The organism is Flavobacterium frigidum (assembly GCF_048286735.1).
GTDB lineage: Bacteria > Bacteroidota > Bacteroidia > Flavobacteriales > Flavobacteriaceae > Flavobacterium.
The window spans coordinates 148308-166305 of record NZ_JBLVPU010000002.1 but is presented as its reverse complement, the minus strand read 5'-3'; the positions used below and the strand labels follow the sequence as shown (position 1 = coordinate 166305).

At 34.3% G+C, this 17998-nt stretch carries 13 protein-coding genes; 8 read left to right on the top strand and 5 right to left on the bottom strand.

Annotated elements, in window-relative coordinates; all coding sequences use genetic code 11:
* Positions 1-10 precede the first annotated feature (10 nt).
* The 5 genes from ACNQGO_RS02275 to ACNQGO_RS02255 form a co-directional block, all read right to left on the bottom strand.
* Entirely contained in the window at positions 11-1663 is a 1653-nt protein-coding gene (locus ACNQGO_RS02275) for a SusD/RagB family nutrient-binding outer membrane lipoprotein (RefSeq protein WP_417984027.1), read from the bottom strand.
* A gap of 17 nt (positions 1664-1680) precedes the next feature.
* A complete protein-coding gene (locus ACNQGO_RS02270; protein WP_417984026.1) occupies positions 1681-4887 on the bottom strand; it encodes a SusC/RagA family TonB-linked outer membrane protein in 3207 nt (1068 codons plus the stop codon).
* 291 nt (positions 4888-5178) lie between these two features.
* The gene (locus tag ACNQGO_RS02265) at positions 5179-6723 is read right to left on the bottom strand and encodes a SusD/RagB family nutrient-binding outer membrane lipoprotein (RefSeq protein ID WP_417947192.1); all 1545 of its coding nucleotides are present in this window, start codon (positions 6721-6723) and stop codon (positions 5179-5181) included.
* 11 nt (positions 6724-6734) lie between these two features.
* Positions 6735-9830: a SusC/RagA family TonB-linked outer membrane protein gene (locus ACNQGO_RS02260; protein WP_417984025.1), complete on the bottom strand. Its 3096-nt coding sequence runs from the start codon at positions 9828-9830 to the stop codon at positions 6735-6737.
* Positions 9831-9914: 84 nt separating this feature from the next.
* Positions 9915-11591, bottom strand: coding sequence for a BamA/TamA family outer membrane protein (locus tag ACNQGO_RS02255; RefSeq protein ID WP_417984024.1), 1677 nt, complete (start codon positions 11589-11591; stop codon positions 9915-9917).
* 210 nt (positions 11592-11801) lie between these two features.
* On the opposite strand from ACNQGO_RS02255, the gene rpsL reads away from it, so the two are divergent.
* The 8 genes from rpsL (at position 11802) to rplB (ending at position 17992) form a co-directional block, all read left to right on the top strand.
* On the top strand, positions 11802-12185 hold the full coding sequence (gene rpsL, locus ACNQGO_RS02250) for a 30S ribosomal protein S12 (protein WP_007136570.1): 384 nt from the start codon (positions 11802-11804) through the stop codon (positions 12183-12185).
* 73 nt (positions 12186-12258) lie between these two features.
* Positions 12259-12735 (top strand): 30S ribosomal protein S7, encoded by a 477-nt coding sequence (rpsG, locus tag ACNQGO_RS02245; protein ID WP_035668130.1) that lies wholly within the window; start codon positions 12259-12261, stop codon positions 12733-12735.
* 10 nt (positions 12736-12745) lie between these two features.
* Positions 12746-14902, top strand: coding sequence for an elongation factor G (fusA, locus tag ACNQGO_RS02240; protein ID WP_417944002.1), 2157 nt, complete (start codon positions 12746-12748; stop codon positions 14900-14902).
* A gap of 11 nt (positions 14903-14913) precedes the next feature.
* Positions 14914-15219, top strand: coding sequence for a 30S ribosomal protein S10 (gene rpsJ / locus ACNQGO_RS02235; RefSeq protein ID WP_011963470.1), 306 nt, complete (start codon positions 14914-14916; stop codon positions 15217-15219).
* A gap of 398 nt (positions 15220-15617) precedes the next feature.
* Positions 15618-16235 carry a 50S ribosomal protein L3 gene (rplC, locus tag ACNQGO_RS02230; protein WP_099713444.1) on the top strand — a complete coding sequence of 206 codons (618 nt, stop codon included), beginning with the start codon at positions 15618-15620 and terminating at the stop codon, positions 16233-16235.
* The gene (gene rplD / locus ACNQGO_RS02225) at positions 16235-16864 is read left to right on the top strand and encodes a 50S ribosomal protein L4 (protein WP_091173690.1); all 630 of its coding nucleotides are present in this window, start codon (positions 16235-16237) and stop codon (positions 16862-16864) included. Before rplC ends, rplD begins: the two co-directional genes overlap by 1 nt.
* Before the next feature lie 6 nt (positions 16865-16870).
* The gene (gene rplW, locus ACNQGO_RS02220; protein ID WP_035668124.1) at positions 16871-17161 is read left to right on the top strand and encodes a 50S ribosomal protein L23; all 291 of its coding nucleotides are present in this window, start codon (positions 16871-16873) and stop codon (positions 17159-17161) included.
* 6 nt (positions 17162-17167) lie between these two features.
* Complete coding sequence (gene rplB, locus ACNQGO_RS02215; protein WP_035668122.1) at positions 17168-17992, top strand: 50S ribosomal protein L2; 825 nt, start codon at positions 17168-17170, stop codon at positions 17990-17992.
* Positions 17993-17998: the final 6 nt, after the last annotated feature.

The following is a 17998-nucleotide window of genomic DNA, read 5'->3' as shown; positions in this document are numbered from 1 at the left end:
TTATTATTTTTTAGTTACCAATAGGAAATCCAGTTGTAGCATTGTTATCCCAAAACACTCTTACGGAAACGCTAGCTTTCTGCTTCATATTTGAATTTGCAGAAGATTCACTTGCAGGATAGAAAAATGATCTTATGTACTGTCCAGGATTTGGTTCAATATTTGGTTGAATTCGTTGAGGAAATCCAGTTCTTCTGTAAAAGTTATACGCATCTATACCATTACCGAATAATGAGATAAACAACTCTTTTGCAAGAATTTCTCTTTGACCTGTTAAAGTAGTAGCATCAAATTTATTTCCAACTTCATTCATATAAGTTACATCTCTTGTTGTAGGAGGTACAGTTGATACTATAGCACCAGCATCTCTAGTTATGAAAGATCTTACTTTTGTGAATGATTTTTGTACACCAGATAAGATAAATGACTTAGCATTTCCTGTACCTCCGTACAATGCAGCTTCAGCTCTGTAAAAATCCATAGTTGAACTTAATAATATAGGTGTAATACCATCACCTTTTGCTCCACTTATATTGTTTACAGTTTTATATGTGTTGTCATCAAAACGACCACCCGCTGGATATACTCCGTAAGCTGTTTTCTTGTCAGCATCCGGTGGAGTACCAAAATTGTCTCCATGATCTCTGCCCCAGTAACCATTACTTAATGTGCAGTAAACATAATTACCAGTAACATAATGTTGAGGCGCTGGTTCTAGTGTGCACTTTAAAGTAGTAGGGTCAATAGGAGATTGTCCGTTTAACTGTCTGTAGAAGTAAAATTTCATTCTAGGATCAGCAATTGATTTATCACTTTGCATTAAATCCATGAACCAATTTGATTGATATTCAGAAGTACCGGTTGTTAAATAGTTATCGCTGTATAAAGGGCTTCTTCCATCAGGATTGTTAACATTCGAGTTCCATTCAAATTGGAAATCATCTGCTGCTGTTTGCATAAAGTTACCTGTTGAGACAATAGTATTAAAACTAGCTATTGCTGTAGGGTCTACTAATCTTTTTTGAATGTAGATTTTCATCTTTATAGAATTAGCTAATTTAATCCATTTAGCCCAGTCTTTATTGTAATAGAAATCATTAAAAGTAGTCGTAGAAGGACTAGTTCCAGAGAAATTTACAATTGCTTTATCTAATAATACTAATGCTGCATTGTATATTGAAGCTCCAGTATCTGCTTTTGCATTCAAATTAGTTGATCCTAATAAAGCTTCTGTGTAAGGGACATCACCAAAAAAGTCAACTAAGTTAACAATAGTATATGCTTCTAGCACTTGTCCTATTCCAATATGGCGTTTCAATCCTTTTTCTGCGGCTTTAACATTCATTAACTGAATGTTCTTTAATACAGATTGATAAGAATCTGACCATTTAATATCTAAAGTAGCTGGACTATAAGCATTTTCATAGCTTCTACCAAACATATTTGTCATCCTAGTTACTTCCATAGTTGTTCTACCATAATCTTGCATGTTAAGTGCAAAGGAACGTTGAATACCATTTAAGTAGAAATCGACATCAGCTTTGTCAACAGACAATGCATTTGGATCTTCTTTCATATCCATGTCTATGGTTTCGCAAGAAGAGTATAATAGTGTCCCTAAGAACAAAATTAATATACTTGCTATTTTTTTTGTATTGTTCATATTTATTTTTTTTAAATTTAGAAACTTGCTTTAATACTGAAACCATATCTTTTAGCCGTTGGGCCATTTAAATGGTCAAATCCTTTTCCATTACCAACACCCAAACCTGCTACATTTGGATCAAAATTGATTCCTTTAGGAGTGTTTATTGCGTTGTAATACAAGTTGTTTCCTGAAACAGTTAAAGATAGAGACCCAAAAGGAGTTTTTTCTAACATTTTACTTGGTAAGTTATATCCAAATGATATTTCAGAAAGTCTAATAACAGTTGCGTCATAAATTTTCATTTCATCAGCACCACCTATGATATTTTGGAAGTAGTAGTCTGAATTATTAACTTGAATATCATTTGCAGATCCGTCGGCTTTAACACCAGGTAATACAAAAGTGTTTAATCTGTCTTCAGTGTCAGTTGTTAGTCCTCTTCCTAATAGCGTTGATATAGTTTGAGAATACATATCCCCACCTTGAGTGTAGTTAATTAAGAATCCAAAATTAAAGTTTTTGTATGAAAAACTATTTGATACATTTAAAATGTAATCAGGATTTGGATTACCAATATTGAAGATACCTTGTTCAACTTTGTACAAACCTGTACTTTCTACCACTTTGTTACCTGCAGCATCTCTTTGGATTCTACTTCCAACAATAATTCCAAATTGTTGTCCTGGAATTGCTGCATTTCCTAAATTGCTGTATCCGTCATATACTATTTGACTTGCATCTGCACCTAAAGAAGTAACTATGGATTTAGATTTAGTTACGTTAGCACTTACATCCCAATTGAATCCATTGTTTGCATGATTGATTAAATTAATTCCCAAATCAATTTCTAATCCTTCTCCATCTATTTGACCAATATTAGTCTTAGTTGACCCAAATCCAGAAGATGGCGGTAATGGTCTGTCAGTAATTAAATCTTTAGTTTTTCTTCTAAAATAAGAGAAGTCCAAACTTACTCTGTTTTTAAGAAATTTAGAGTCAAAACCAACTTCAATTTCAGTCAATAACTCAGGTCTTAAATTAGGATTACCTAAGCTATTAGTTGCTGATACGATAGGGTAAGTGGTACCTGAATCGTCTATGTGTCCTCTAGGGGCCAATGTTACATTGTTTGAAACTGGGTATCCTGTTGCAAATCCAGCAGATGTACCATAACCCATTCTTATTTTCAAATAGTTTAATCCTTTGTCTGATGCGATTTCAGGAAACATTTTTGTAGGAATAAGTGCTAAACTTGCGCTTGGATAATCTAATGTGTTGATATTTGTATTAGATACCCAATCTTTTCTTTCAGAAAGTGTCAAATAAGCCCATTTCTTATAATCAAATTCAACTTGAGCGTATATACCTGCAATATTTCTGTTTTCAGTAGCTTGAATCGGAGTTTGTGTTTTGAAATTGAAATGTCTAAACACTCCAAATGCTAATTGTTCCACACTGTTAACACCTTGACGATCATATTTTGTAGATCTTGATGTAGCTCCGACACTGAAGTTTAATCCCAAATCATCAGTTAGCGTATATTGACCGTTTAATATGAAGTTGTGATCCCATATTGTGTTAAGGTTATCAAACGTTCTGTAATCTCCTAAAACTGGTCCTGCAGTAGATGCACCACCCGAACCTTTGTTAGTCCCAGAAGCGTTTCTTTCAGTATAATTGTCAATACCTACTCTGTACGTTATGTTCAAATTGTCATTAATGTCGTATTTCAAAGCTGAATTACCAAAAACTCTATTTGTTAGTTGTGATGTGAAAGCATTGTTTACAGTCCAATTTGGATTTACAATTCCACCATCATTTCTATAATAAACACTTGCACCCGTAATAGGGTCTTGGTACGGTAATCCCATTAAATCAACATTACGAGGCGTGTAGAATACATCCGAAAACACAGACAAGCCTGTTCCTGAAGCTCCTGAACCTGTACTTAATGCAACTGGTGGGCTTCTGAAATTTGTGTTTGAATAGTTTAAAGTACCGCTAATTGTAAATTTGTTACTTAATGCAGATTTACCACCAATAGAGATAGAATTTCTACCTAATTTGTTACCAGGTGTAAAACCTTCGTCTTCTAAGTGTCCAAAGTTAAAGTTAAAACTTGTTTTTCCGTCAGCTGATGCTCCAGCTATGTTAACAGATGTACTTGCAACAATACCTGTTCTAAAGAAATCCTTAACGTTATTAGTTTTTGCAGAATATGGCACTCTTTGACCAATGTATTCTGGGAATGAAGCATTTAAATTTGCTCTGTCGTATGGGTGCTTAATAGTGCCATCAGCAGCAATTCCAGAAAGTGGATTTGCATATCCACCAATACCATTTGCATAGAATCCAGGTCCCCAATTACTATAGAAATTACCAAAAGCTTGGTCAAATCCGTTACCAAATTTATTTTGGTAATCTGGCAAAGATGCTATTTCATTAGCAAAAAGTGATTGACTAACAGAGATTTCTGTTTTTTTAGGTCCTTTTTTTAAACTTCCGCTTTTTGTAGTAATTAAGATTACACCATTTCTACCTTCTGTTCCGTATAGAGTTGATGCTGCAAATCCTTTTAAAATACTTACATTTTCAATATTGTTTGGATCTAAATCCAAAAATCTGCTTGATCCTGAATTTCCATTGATGAACGAGCCATTAGCATTCGTGTCCGAACTAAAAGGAACACCATCTACAATGAATAACGGTTGAGATGATCCACTAACAGAGTAGTTACCTCTAATGTTGATGTTTGTTGCAGAACCAGAAATTCCACTACCATTAATAATTTGTACACCAGATGCTTTACCGCTTAGAACTCTAGCGATGTCACCTTCGGTTCTTTGCTCTAAATCTTTAGCTTTTACTTGGCTAACTGCGTAACCAATTGCTTGTTTCTCTCTTTTGATACCCTGAGAAGTAATTACAACATTTTCAAGTTCCATTGCTGTACTTTGCATTTTCACATTTAAAGACGTTGATTTTGCGAGAAGATCTTCGTTTTTCATACCAATGTAGCTAAATATAAGCGTCTCATTTGGGCTAGCTTTGATGGAATATCTACCGTCAAAATCAGTTTGTGTTCCAGTTTTTGTTCCTTTAACTAATACACTTACGCCTGGTAAAGGCATTCCCGCATTGTCAGTAACAGTTCCTGAAACAGCTCTTTCCTGCGCAAAAGTTAGTTGCGCCATTAGTACTATTAGTAGCACTAAGAATCCATTGAACTTTAGTTTCATTTTTAATTGTTTTGATTATTTAAACAAAAGTCCTAATTATTTGTTAATATAACTAATAAAGAATTTTTATTTAATACATAAATTATAATTATGATTATAATTTTCTTAAAAAAGGTAATTTTTAGCAATAGCTTCGTAAATATTTTGAATTAAATAGTTTTTATTGACCTGTTTGTTCTTTAATCGTTGAGTTTGGTTAATAGTCACAGTATCAATTTTATATTTATAAGGCACAAAAAAAAGAGGCTGTCCATTTGGACAGCCTCTTAAAATAATAAACCAGAATATTAATTACGGTACATACCAGAATGGACCTTGTGTAATAATTTGAGCTGAAGTCAAAATAGGCACATTAGCTGAATTTGCATTGTACTCTGATATTGGGTATATCAATCTCTTTGGTCTAGATGCTTGAATATTTGCATTATTGATTGTGGATGTAATAGTTGGAAAACCAGTTCTAGTATAGTTTATGTAATTTTCTACACCATGAACACCACTCAAAGCAATCCATTTTTGAGATAAAATAGCTTGAATTTTGTTTGTACTACCAGTATATCCAAATCCGTTTGTTGCATCAACTGATGTTAAATAAGTACCTATTGTTGCCCCTAGGTAAGTGAATGAAGCTTGAACACCTTGGTCAAAAAGTGTTTTTGCAACTCCAGTTAACTTTCCTCTTTCTACAGCTTCTGCTTGTAAAAATTTACTTTCAGCTAAAAGCATTAAAACTCCCGCTCTTGCTGAACCTACTTTTGATCTTTCTGCACGGGTAGCTCCAATATCGCTTGTAAGTCCAACTCCTAATCTAGATGTTGGATTAGTTGCGTTAGTTTGTCCTGGAAGGGCAGTCTGACCTTGATCAGTACCTACTACTATTCCTCCTACAGTGGTCCATAGTCTTGATCTTCTTGGATCAATTACACCTGCAGTGGCGCTACCTGTAGCTCCATTCAAAATGTCAGCAAAATATTTAGACGATGTAAAGAAAGTAAAGTTGGTTTCTGCTGTCGAACCTGCAGCATCTCTTACATTTGCACCGTAGAAAGGGTTTTGTTGTGCATTATTTGCTGCTGAATACCCTGGGTTGATCAATGCATCCGCATCAACGAAATTGTTTGAAGCTTGCAAATCGGCATATTTACTGTTTAAGTAAGTTACAGTTGCAGCATCTGTTAATTTGCTTTGTCTCAATAAGATTCTTAATTCTATAGTGTTTGCAAGTTTTGTCCATTTAGCCATATTTCCAGCAAAAACAATATCAGTTGTTACACCTTCAGTAGTTGCAGTTGGATTTGCTATTAATGCTCTAGCCTCCTCTAATTCCTTAACTAGTTCCTTGTAAATAACAGCATCATCAGTGTAAGCAGGTGTAGTATTACTTTGACCTTTGAAAGCCTCAAAATAAGGAACGTCACCATATAAATCTACAATATACTGCATGTAATGCGCTTTCATAATTTTTGAAATTGCAATGTAGTATTCTTGATCTGGCAATGGTGTTTCAATTATATTTTGATAATTACTAACACTTCTGTATAGGCCATCCCATATTGCAGAATATGTTGTGTTATCAAAATTATAGGAATACTCTAATCGAAGTGGATTTGTAAATTGGTAAATGTTTCCACCCCATGAATTAGACATAACACTTCCTAAACGGTTCATTGTCGTAGCTTGAACTCTAAAAGATTGTGCTTGTGCTCCAGGGAGTACCAATCGTGGTGGTAAGCTACTTGCTAATGGACTGTTTGGAGTGATATTATCTTCCAAATAGTCACTACACGAAGAAAGAGATATAGCGAAGATCGCTAATATTAAACTTATTTTTTTCATCTTGTTTTGTATTAAAAAGTTAAATTGATGCTTCCACCAACTGTTCTAGTGCTTGGATATTGACCTGTATTTGAGTATCCTATTCCATTACCGCCAGATCCATTTACTGAAGCCTCTGGGTCAGTATATCCCTTGTTCTCTTTAGATAAAACAACGAATGGGTTTCTTGCATTAACACCAAATTTTAAAGAAGTTAATCCAATTCTTTTGATTAAAGTGGTAGGTAATGAATAGCTTAATGCTAATTCACGTACTTTAAATGCAGAAGCATCGATAACATTGTGCTCTCCTGTTCTACTTAAAGCATCGTAATAATCAATTACGCCATTTGTTCCGTAACCTGCTGCAGATGCAACAGTAGTATTAGGTGTGTAAACACCAGATCCTGGCGCTGTTTCAATTACCGTATTTGGCATGATGAAACCATTATCTCTATCAAAATCAGCTGATTCTTCTAACCTACCTGGCCAAGTTAAGTCGTATTTAGTCTGAGATATAATATCATGTCCATCTCTATAATCCATAACCACAGTAAGTTTTAACCCTTTGTACTCGAATGAGTTAGTAAGTCCTAAAATATAATCAGGAGTAGCTTTACCTAAAATTGAGTTAGATGAAGTTCTTGATGGTAAACCTTGAGCGTTTACAATTATGCCTCCATTAGCATCTCTAACAAATGTAGTTCCTTTGATTAAAGGAAACTCTTGACCTACTTGTGCAAATATTCCAGTTCCAGTTGTAGCATCAGTAAGTAAATTGATTTCGCTAGCTCCTTCAGCCAATGCATTGATTACGGATTTGTTTGTTGCGTAACTTGCACGTAAATTCCAGTTAAAGTCTTTCGTTCTTATAGGAGTTAAACCTAAATCAATCTCAAAACCTGTAGTAGTCATATCACCTACATTAGTTTGAGATGTTGCTAAACCTGATGCAGAAGATGATGTTGCTCTTGTAATTAAATTAGTAGTTTCTGCTTTATAGACAGATCCATCAAGTGTAATTCTATTATTGAAGAAACCTAAGCTTACGTCAAGTTCAGTTGTAGTTACAAACTCTGGTTCAATATCTTTATCAGTTGGATTTTGATTAGCAATGTACGAACCTAAATTACCGTATGGAAAACCTGTTGGTGACACTCCAATTTCATTAATTGCATAAGTTGGTACTGCTGATGAGTTACCAACTCTTGTATAACTGGCTGCAATTTTGGCATAATTAAAAGTCTCACTTTTTAGTCCGTCAAATGCAATTGTAGGTATGAATGAGACACCTGCACTATTATACAAAAACTTGTTATTTTTTTCAGGTAAAACAGATGATAATGCTTGTCTTCCAGTAGCATTCAAGAATAAATAATCTTTGTATGCTAAATCCACATTTATAAGCGCATCTACTCTATTAGATTTTAAATATCTGTTATCTAGTGCAGATGGATTTGAAGGACTTAGAACATTCGAAATATGGTAGAAACCAGGTATATCTAAATTGGTACCACCTTGAGAAGTTACTCTAAATGAATTGTCTTGCATATTTGTTCCAGCATTCACTTTCAAATTTAAATTATCAGTTAAGTCATAATTTAAATTTACCAAGAAGTCACCGTAAAAGTTTCTTGTAAATGATTGACTCGCAAAATATTGAGATGTTTGATCTCTATTTGCTCCAATACTGGTTGTAAAAGCGGTTTCTTTAAAACTGTTGATGTGAGATTGTGAATCCCTGTTGTTAAACTGTACATTTCCAGTATAAGTAACATTGATGTTTTTGTTGATCTCGTACTTTAATGCAGCAATAGCATTCACGAATGATCTTGTACCATCATTACGGTTGTTTTTAAGTGTCCAATAAGGGCTTGAATAGTACTGAGTCCAGTGTCCTTCAGTACCTGAATTTGCAAATTGTGAAATCGGAATATTTCCGGGAGTTTCAATTAATTCGCCCAATAAACCTGGTGATGTTTCACTTGATCTTTGGTAGTTATAGTTAACGTTAGCCTCGATACTAAATTTACCAAGTGTTTTTCCAGCTTTTAATAAAAAACTATTTCTCTCTAAAACGTCACCGTTTACTACAAACTCAGTTTTTAATTTATTTGCTGATAGCAAAATAAATGATTCATTGTTTCCTGCATTAAGTGAAAATCCATTTTGGTAAGTTGTACCCGTTTGGTAAAATTGCTTAACATTATCTTTAATGAAAGAATAAGGTAGTGATAAAGAATTTCCATCAGCTTGAGGCAATCCTGTGTCTCTGTTTACTCCATCAAATAATTCTCCCCAAGAACCATTTTCATATGGATCATGAGCTCCAAACCAACCTTGACCATATTTTTTTTGAGTTGTAGGTACATACGCAACTGTTTCAAAGTCTACTACTGAGTTTGCACTAACAACTAGTTTTCCTCCATCTTTTGCTCCTTTCACAGTTGTAACTAAAATTACACCATTAACACCTTGCTCACCGTACAAAGCAGCTCCTTGAGCTCCTTTTAGAACGTTTAAACTTTCAACAAGTTCTGGTGGAAGTTGTTGTAATGCAGCTGCTGTTGAAATAGCATTGTCAATTACAATTAGCGCTTCGTTGTTACCAGTAATAGATCTAGATCCTCTTAATACAATTCTAGTTCCTGCGTTTACACCACTTGAAGTTTTATTGATTTGTAATCCAGATACTTTACCTACAAGCGATTGTACGACGTTAGGGTTAGCAGCTTGAGTAATTTCTTTATTACTTACTACTTGTGAAGCAGATGTTACGGAATTTCTAGTTCTTTTAATACCTAATGCTCCAACAACAACACTTTCTAATTGAACAGAATCATCCATTAGTTTTAAACTAACGGTCGATGATGCAGCACTAACTTCCTGAGTTTTCATTCCAAGATAGCTAAATACTAAAACTTGGCTTGGGCTTGCTTTAACAGAAAATTTTCCATCAAAATCAGTTTGTGTCCCTGATTTAGTTCCTTTTACTAATACACTCACGCCCGGTAAAGGCAATCCTGCATTATCAGAAACAACACCAGAAACAGTTCTTTCTTGCGCAAAAGTAAGTTGCGCCATTAGTACTACTAAAAGTACTAAGAATCCATTAAACTTTAGTTTCATTTTTTAATATTTTGAATTAGTTTCGCAAACTTCTTAATAATTTGTTAACTATCCTAATATTAAATTTGTTAATTACTGTTAAAATTAAAATTTAACATTATAACTAAGATGCACAATTATGTTATAAAATTCTATTTGTTGTTTTTCTGATTTTCCATTTGCAAGTGCAAATTTCAATAAACCATTTTTAGTTTGTAATCCAAAGCCAAATCCTACTGCCAAAAGTTTATTGGTATTGTCTGCTTTTTCAAGGTTGGTTCTGTTTTTATAAAAGCAGTAATCTAATATTGAATGAACATATAAAGAAGAGGCTATTATGTATCGGTATTCTGAAAGTATAGATGTTGTGAAGTATGCTCTCAAGCTATTTTCTGTAAAGCCTCTAATACTGTTAAATCCCCCAAAACGATACAGTTCATTGTCTAAGTATCGGTTACTTTGTAGGTAGTAATTTTGGCTTTTTATGTTTATGCTATTCTTTTTGTTTAAATTAAAATTGTGTGCTGCCTCGATGGTAACGAATATTTGATTGCTTTTAGTTCTTTCTGCGGTTTCATTTAATATCTGCCGATTACCTATTCCAGTAGTAAAGTTTAATGCTGTTTTAATAAGAAATGTATTATTATATTGATCTAATTTTTTGTAATCCAAACTAGCAGTAACAAATAAATTATTAAAATCTCCTACCGATGTTTCTAGTGCGTTTTGTATGTCACTTGATGCTGTTCTTTGGTATCCTAAGTAGAATCGGGTGTTGTAATTTGCAAAGTAGCTTAAATCAATAGCTGTTTTTGTATTTTGAAAAGTACTATCCTGTCTAAATAATTGAATTTGAGCTTTTAGTCCTAGCGGTGATTTTAGTATATATGGTAATTCTATATTGGCATTAAAAGTCTTTTGGTCATTTCCGTCGCTTTTCCAATATATTGATACTAGTTCACCAGAACCTAAAATGTTTTCTAGTTTTATGTCAGCATATCCGTTAAGTCTTATTTTATATGTTTCGTTATTTGAAAATCCTATAAAACCATCAAAAGTATTGGATTTTCTTTTTTCGAGGTATACATAAGCCTTTGTAGAATCTTTTGTGAATAAAATTTCTGGATATTTTACTTGGTTGGTGAATTGAAATTTTTCGAAATCCTGATAGATTTGATTCACCATTTTTTGGTTAAATAAAGTGTTTTTGTATTTTCTGTTAATCTGTGCTAAATGTCCTTTGGGAAATTTTGCGTTTTGATTGGTGTCTTTGAAATTGACCACGATGGCGTTAAGCATTCTTTTTTGATCCGACTCAACCTTTAAGTCTGTGTATATTTCGTTTTTTTTTCTTGAAATATTGGTTAGGCTTACTCTAGCAAGTGCAAAACCATTTTCCTCTAATTGTTGGATTGTTTGATTTAGAAAAGAATTTATTTCACTATATGGTATAATTAAGATTTCCTTTTTTTTTAGTTTTGGAATTTGTTGTAACATTAAATCCGAACCCACTTTAATGTAAACAGTACTTATTTTTGGTCCTAGTTTTAAACTGGCGACAAAAATGGAATCGTTTTTAGTAGTAAAATCTTGTGTTGTATTGTCGATGTACCCTATATCGGATAGTTTTTGAGAAATTTGTATTAGTTCATCGTTAATTGATTTTGTGTTTTCGTGTTTTGCATTGTATTTTAAAGAATCTATAGTTTTTGTTTCAAACGAATTACTTCCTTTAACAATTAATCGAAAACTTTGTGCCGAAGAACTAAGGCAAAAAAGCATGATGAATATTAAATTGAAAGAAGGTTTCAAATGGGCTCGTATTTTAAATAAATGTAATGCAAATATTTATTTTTAAGATAAAAATCAAATGATAAAATAATCTTGTTGTAAATTAATTGATTAACGTTTGTAGAGTAAAAAATATTTTCTACATTTGCAACCCCGTAAAAAGCGGGAATTTAATATAATAAGAAATTTTTAGTATTAATTATGCCAACAATTCAACAATTAGTAAGAACAGGAAGAACTCAGATAACTAAGAAGAGTAAATCGGTTGCTTTAGATTCTTGTCCTCAAAGAAGAGGGGTTTGTACGCGTGTTTACACTACAACACCAAAAAAACCAAACTCTGCAATGCGTAAAGTAGCGCGTGTACGTTTGACAAATGGTAATGAAGTGAATGCTTACATCCCTGGTGAAGGACACAATTTACAAGAGCACTCGATAGTATTAGTTAGGGGTGGAAGGGTAAAAGATTTACCAGGAGTTAGATATCACATCGTTCGTGGTGCACTTGATACGTCGGGAGTAGCAGGAAGAACGCAAAGAAGATCTAAGTACGGAGCAAAACGCCCAAAAGAAGCAAAAAAGTAATTTAAAAAGTTATTCTTGTAGAAGCGTGATTCTTCGCGATAATACTGGTTTGACATTTTATTAAAAAAAAGACATGAGAAAAAGAGCGGCAAAGAAAAGACCACTTTTACCAGATCCAAGGTTTAATGACCAACTGGTAACACGTTTTGTGAACAACTTAATGTGGGATGGAAAAAAATCGACAGCGTTTAAAGTATTTTATGATGCAATTGACATCATTGAGTCTAAAAAACAAGATGCTGAGAAACCATCATTAGAAATTTGGAAAGATGCATTAACCAATGTTATGCCTCACGTAGAAGTACGTAGTCGTAGAGTAGGTGGAGCTACATTTCAAATTCCTATGCAAATTCGTCCAGATAGAAAGATCTCCATGGCGATGAAATGGTTAATTCTTTATTCAAGAAGAAGAAACGAAAAATCTATGGCTCAAAGGTTAGCTTCAGAATGTTTAGCTGCGGCTAAAGAAGAAGGTGCTGCCGTTAAGAAAAGAATGGATACTCACAAAATGGCAGAGGCTAATAAGGCATTCTCTCACTTTAGATTTTAATTCTTAAGAAATGGCTAGAGAACTTAAATATACAAGAAATATAGGAATTGCTGCTCATATTGATGCTGGTAAAACAACAACAACAGAGCGTATTTTATTCTATACGGGAAAATCACATAAAATTGGTGAAGTACACGATGGTGCTGCAACAATGGACTGGATGGCACAAGAGCAAGAAAGAGGTATAACAATTACTTCTGCCGCTACAACTTGTGAATGGAATTTTCCAACTACGCAAGGTAAAGTGTTGCCTGAAACATTGCCTTACCACTTTAACATTATCGATACTCCAGGTCACGTTGACTTTACAGTTGAAGTAAACCGTTCTTTACGTGTACTTGATGGTTTGGTATTCTTGTTTAGTGCTGTTGATGGTGTAGAGCCTCAATCTGAAACTAACTGGAGATTAGCAGATCAATACAGAGTACCACGTATTGGATTCGTTAATAAAATGGACAGACAAGGATCTAACTTTTTGATGGTATGTCAACAAGTAAGAGATATGTTGAAATCTAATGCTGTAGCAATCACTTTGCCAATCGGTGAAGAAAATGATTTCAAAGGTGTTGTAGATTTAGTTAGAAATCAAGCTATTGTTTGGGATGAAGAAGGTTTGGGAGCAACTTACGAGATTGTGCCTATTCCAGAAGACATGCTCGATGAAGTGAAAGAATACAGATCGATTCTTATTGAAGCAGTAGCTGATTATGATGAGACTTTGCTTGAAAAATTCATGGAAGATGAAAACTCTATTACAGAGGAAGAAATCAACATTGCATTAAGAGCTGCTGTAATGGATATGGCTATCATTCCTATGATTGCTGGTTCTTCTTTCAAAAACAAAGGAGTTCAATTCATGTTAGATGCTGTATGTAAATATTTGCCATCTCCAATGGATAAAGAAGGTATCGAAGGGATTCATCCTGATGATGCTGAATTATTAGAAGAAGATCAAACTAAAATCTTGCGTAAGCCAGATGTTAAAGAGCCATTCGCTGCTTTAGCATTTAAAATTGCTACTGATCCTTTCGTAGGTCGTTTAGCTTTCTTCCGTGCTTATTCAGGACGTTTAGATGCTGGTTCTTATGTTTTGAACACGCGTTCAGGAAACAAAGAAAGAATTTCTCGTATCTACCAAATGCACGCTAACAAACAAAACCCAATTGAGTATATCGAAGCAGGTGATATTGGAGCGGCAGTTGGATTTAAAGATATCAAAACTGGAGATACATTGTGTGATGAAAAACACCCAATTATTCTTGAGTCAATGAAATTCCCTGCGCCAGTAATTGGTATTGCTATTGAGCCTAAAACTAAGGCTGACGTAGATAAAATGGGTATGGCTTTAGCTAAATTAGCTGAAGAAGATCCTACGTTTACTGTTAGAACAGACGAGGCTTCAGGTCAAACTATTATTTCTGGCATGGGTGAGCTTCACTTAGATATCCTAGTAGATAGAATGAAACGTGAATTCAAAGTTGAAGTAAACCAAGGTGAGCCTCAAGTTGAGTACAAAGAAGCTTTTACAAAATCTGCTCAACATAGAGAAACATACAAGAAACAATCTGGAGGTCGTGGTAAATTCGGTGATATCGTATTTAGACTTGAGCCTGCTGATGAAGTTGACGGTAAAGCTGCTGTAGGTTTGCAATTTGTGAATGCAGTGAAAGGTGGTAACGTTCCTAAAGAATATATTCCATCAGTTGAAAAAGGTTTTAGAGAAGCTATGAAAACGGGTCCTTTAGCAGGATACCAAGTAGATAGTTTGAAAGTAACCTTATTAGACGGATCTTTCCACCCGGTGGATTCTGATGCACTTTCTTTTGAACTTGCGGCAAGAATGGGTTATAGAGAGGTAGCTAAAGCAGCTGGTGCTGTTATATTAGAGCCAATCATGAAAATGGAAGTGATTACACCAGAAGAAAACATGGGAGATATCGTAGGTGATATCAACCGTCGTAGAGGTCAGGTGAATGATATGGGTGATAGAGCTGGTGCTAAAACTATTAAGGCAGATGTGCCATTATCTGAAATGTTTGGATACGTAACTACGTTAAGAACGCTTTCATCAGGTAGAGCAACATCTACTATGGAATTTTCACACTACTCTGAAACGCCTTCTAATATTTCGGAAGCAGTTATCAAAAAAGCAAAAGGAAACGCATAATCTTTAAGAAAATGAGTCAAAAAATCAGAATAAAATTAAAATCTTACGATCACATGTTGGTAGACAAGTCTGCTGAAAAGATTGTAAAAACGGTAAAAAGTACCGGTGCAGTTGTAACAGGACCAATTCCATTACCAACTCATAAAAAACTTTTTACGGTTCTACGTTCTCCGCACGTAAACAAAAAAGCAAGAGAGCAATTTGAAGTTATGTCATACAAGAGATTGATTGATATCTATTCTTCATCTTCAAAAACTATTGATGCATTGATGAAACTTGAATTGCCAAGTGGAGTTGAAGTTGAAATAAAAGTATAATTTTTTATATTTTATAAAAAAAAGCGAGGCAGTTCTGTCTCGCTTTTTTTATGGGGTTGAATTTTATAAACCACTACTAATAACTGGTTCTTGATTTTATAATTTAAGGAAGTAGTTTTTGTAATGCCTTAATTTTAGCTCTATCACGGGTATTTGTTGTTTTTTTTGTTTATGAATTTTGGAGTGAAGTATTTTTAAAAAGAAGCTCCTGTAATTTATTTTAAAAGATACAAAAATCTTTAATCGATCTTTTTGCTTCTTGAATTTTGATTATGAGCGATTTAATTTTTATTAGGGTTTGGTATATTCAATTTTAATCTCTACTTTTGCACTCCCTGTTTGGAAACATCTGTTGTTTTTAAATTGAAGGGAATTTTAGTAATTAATAATTAATATTTATGTCTGGGTTAATTGGTAGAAAAATCGGCATGACTAGCATTTTCGACGAGAACGGGAAGAATATTCCTTGTACAGTAATCGAAGCTGGTCCATGCGTTGTTACCCAAGTCAGAACCAAAGGTGTTGACGGGTACGAAGCGTTGCAACTAGGTTTCGATGACAAAAACGAGAAACATTCCACTAAAGCGGCGTTAGGTCACTTTAAAAAAGCGGGAACTGTAGCTAAGAAAAAAGTCGTTGAATTCCAAGATTTCGCAACAGAGCAAAAATTAGGAGATCTTATTGATGTTTCTATTTTTTCTGAAGGAGAATTTGTAGATGTACAAGGTGTATCTAAAGGTAAAGGTTTTCAAGGGGTTGTAAAACGTCACGGTTTTGGTGGTGTTGGTCAAGCAACTCACGGTCAACACAACCGTTTAAGAGCGCCAGGTTCTGTAGGAGCTTCATCTTATCCATCTAGAGTATTCAAAGGAATGCGTATGGCTGGAAGAATGGGAGGAGACAATGTAAAAGTTCAAAACCTTAGAGTTTTAAAAGTAGTTGCTGATAAGAACCTACTTGTTATTAAAGGATGTGTTCCTGGACATAACAACTCTTATGTAATCATTCAGAAGTAATGGAAGCAAAAGTATTAGATTTCAACGGAAAAGATACTGGAAGAAAAGTTCAACTTTCTGATTCAGTATTTGGTATAGAACCAAACAATCACGCAGTATATCTTGATGTAAAGCAATATCTTGCTAATCAACGTCAAGGAACGCACAAAGCTAAAGAAAGAGCTGAAGTTGCTGGATCTACTCGTAAGATTAAAAAACAAAAAGGGACTGGTACAGCTCGTGCGGGTAGTGCAAAGAATCCATTGTTTAAAGGTGGTGGAACAGTTTTCGGACCAAGACCAAGAAGTTATTCATTCAAATTGAATAAAAGCTTGAAACGTTTGGCTAGAAAATCTGCTTTCTCAATTAAAGCAAAAGAGTCGAATATTATCGTTCTTGAAGACTTTAATTTTGAAACTCCAAACACTAAAAATTTCATCAACGTTTTGAAAGCTTTAGAGTTAGAGAATAAAAAATCCCTGTTTGTGTTGGGTGATGTAAATAAAAATGTATATTTGTCGTCACGCAATTTAAAAGGCTCTAGCGTTGTAAGTAGCTTAGAATTAAGCACTTACGCTATATTAAACGCTAATAATTTAGTGCTTTTAGAGAGTTCTTTGGAGATAATTGAAGAAAATTTAAGTAAATAATAGGATATGAGCATCATAATTAAGCCTATAGTAACAGAAAAAGTAACCAAAGAAAGTGAAGTTTTAAACCGCTTCGGATTCGTTGTTGACAAAAAAGCAAATAAAGTGCAAATTAAGAAAGCTGTTGAAGCTGCTTATGGTGTAACTATTTTGAGTGTTAACACGATGAACGTAAGACCGGATAGAACTACAAAATACACTAAAAGTGGTTTGATCAGTGGAAAGACTAATGCAATTAAAAAAGCAATTGTTCAAGTACAAGAAGGAGAAACAATTGATTTTTACAACAATATCTAAGATAAAATGTCAGTAAGAAAATTAAAACCTATTACCCCAGGTCAGCGATTTAGAGTTGTGAATGGTTATGACGCCATTACAACTGATAAGCCGGAACGCTCTTTGATAGCGCCGATAAAAAACTCTGGTGGTAGAAATAGTCAAGGAAAGATGACCATGCGTTATACGGGTGGTGGTCACAAGCAGAGATATCGTATCATTGATTTTAAACGTACAAAAGAAGGAATTCCAGCTACGGTTAAGTCAATTGAATATGATCCAAATCGTACTGCTTTTATTGCATTGTTAGCTTATGCTGATGGTGAGAAAACGTATGTTATTGCTCAAAACGGATTGAAAGTTGGTCAGAAATTAGTTTCTGGTCCAGAATCTCAACCTGAAATTGGTAATACTTTACCTTTAAGTAGAGTTCCACTTGGAACTGTAATTTCTTGTATTGAATTGAGACCAGGTCAAGGAGCTGTAATCGCTCGTTCTGCTGGAACATTTGCTCAATTAATGGCAAGAGATGGAAAATATGCTACAATTAAAATGCCTTCAGGAGAAACAAGATTAATCTTGTTGACTTGTTCGGCTACAATTGGAGCGGTTTCTAATTCAGATCACCAATTAGTTGTATCAGGAAAAGCTGGTAGAACAAGATGGTTAGGAAGAAGACCTAGAACAAGACCTGTTGCAATGAACCCTGTCGATCACCCAATGGGTGGTGGTGAAGGACGTTCTTCTGGTGGACATCCACGTTCAAGAAATGGAATACCAGCTAAAGGTTATAGAACTCGTTCTAAGAAAAACCCGAGTAACAAGTATATCGTAGAACGTAGAAAGAAATAATAAGAT

Coding starts and splice junctions, on each gene's coding strand:
- ACNQGO_RS02275 (WP_417984027.1), bottom strand. CDS start 1,663: ATGAACAATACAAAAAAAATAGCAAGTATATTAATTTTGTTCTTAGGG.
- ACNQGO_RS02270 (WP_417984026.1), bottom strand. CDS start 4,887: ATGAAACTAAAGTTCAATGGATTCTTAGTGCTACTAATAGTACTAATG.
- ACNQGO_RS02265 (WP_417947192.1), bottom strand. CDS start 6,723: ATGAAAAAAATAAGTTTAATATTAGCGATCTTCGCTATATCTCTTTCT.
- ACNQGO_RS02260 (WP_417984025.1), bottom strand. CDS start 9,830: ATGAAACTAAAGTTTAATGGATTCTTAGTACTTTTAGTAGTACTAATG.
- ACNQGO_RS02255 (WP_417984024.1), bottom strand. CDS start 11,591: ATGCTTTTTTGCCTTAGTTCTTCGGCACAAAGTTTTCGATTAATTGTT.
- rpsL (WP_007136570.1), top strand. CDS start 11,802: ATGCCAACAATTCAACAATTAGTAAGAACAGGAAGAACTCAGATAACT.
- rpsG (WP_035668130.1), top strand. CDS start 12,259: ATGAGAAAAAGAGCGGCAAAGAAAAGACCACTTTTACCAGATCCAAGG.
- fusA (WP_417944002.1), top strand. CDS start 12,746: ATGGCTAGAGAACTTAAATATACAAGAAATATAGGAATTGCTGCTCAT.
- rpsJ (WP_011963470.1), top strand. CDS start 14,914: ATGAGTCAAAAAATCAGAATAAAATTAAAATCTTACGATCACATGTTG.
- rplC (WP_099713444.1), top strand. CDS start 15,618: ATGTCTGGGTTAATTGGTAGAAAAATCGGCATGACTAGCATTTTCGAC.
- rplD (WP_091173690.1), top strand. CDS start 16,235: ATGGAAGCAAAAGTATTAGATTTCAACGGAAAAGATACTGGAAGAAAA.
- rplW (WP_035668124.1), top strand. CDS start 16,871: ATGAGCATCATAATTAAGCCTATAGTAACAGAAAAAGTAACCAAAGAA.
- rplB (WP_035668122.1), top strand. CDS start 17,168: ATGTCAGTAAGAAAATTAAAACCTATTACCCCAGGTCAGCGATTTAGA.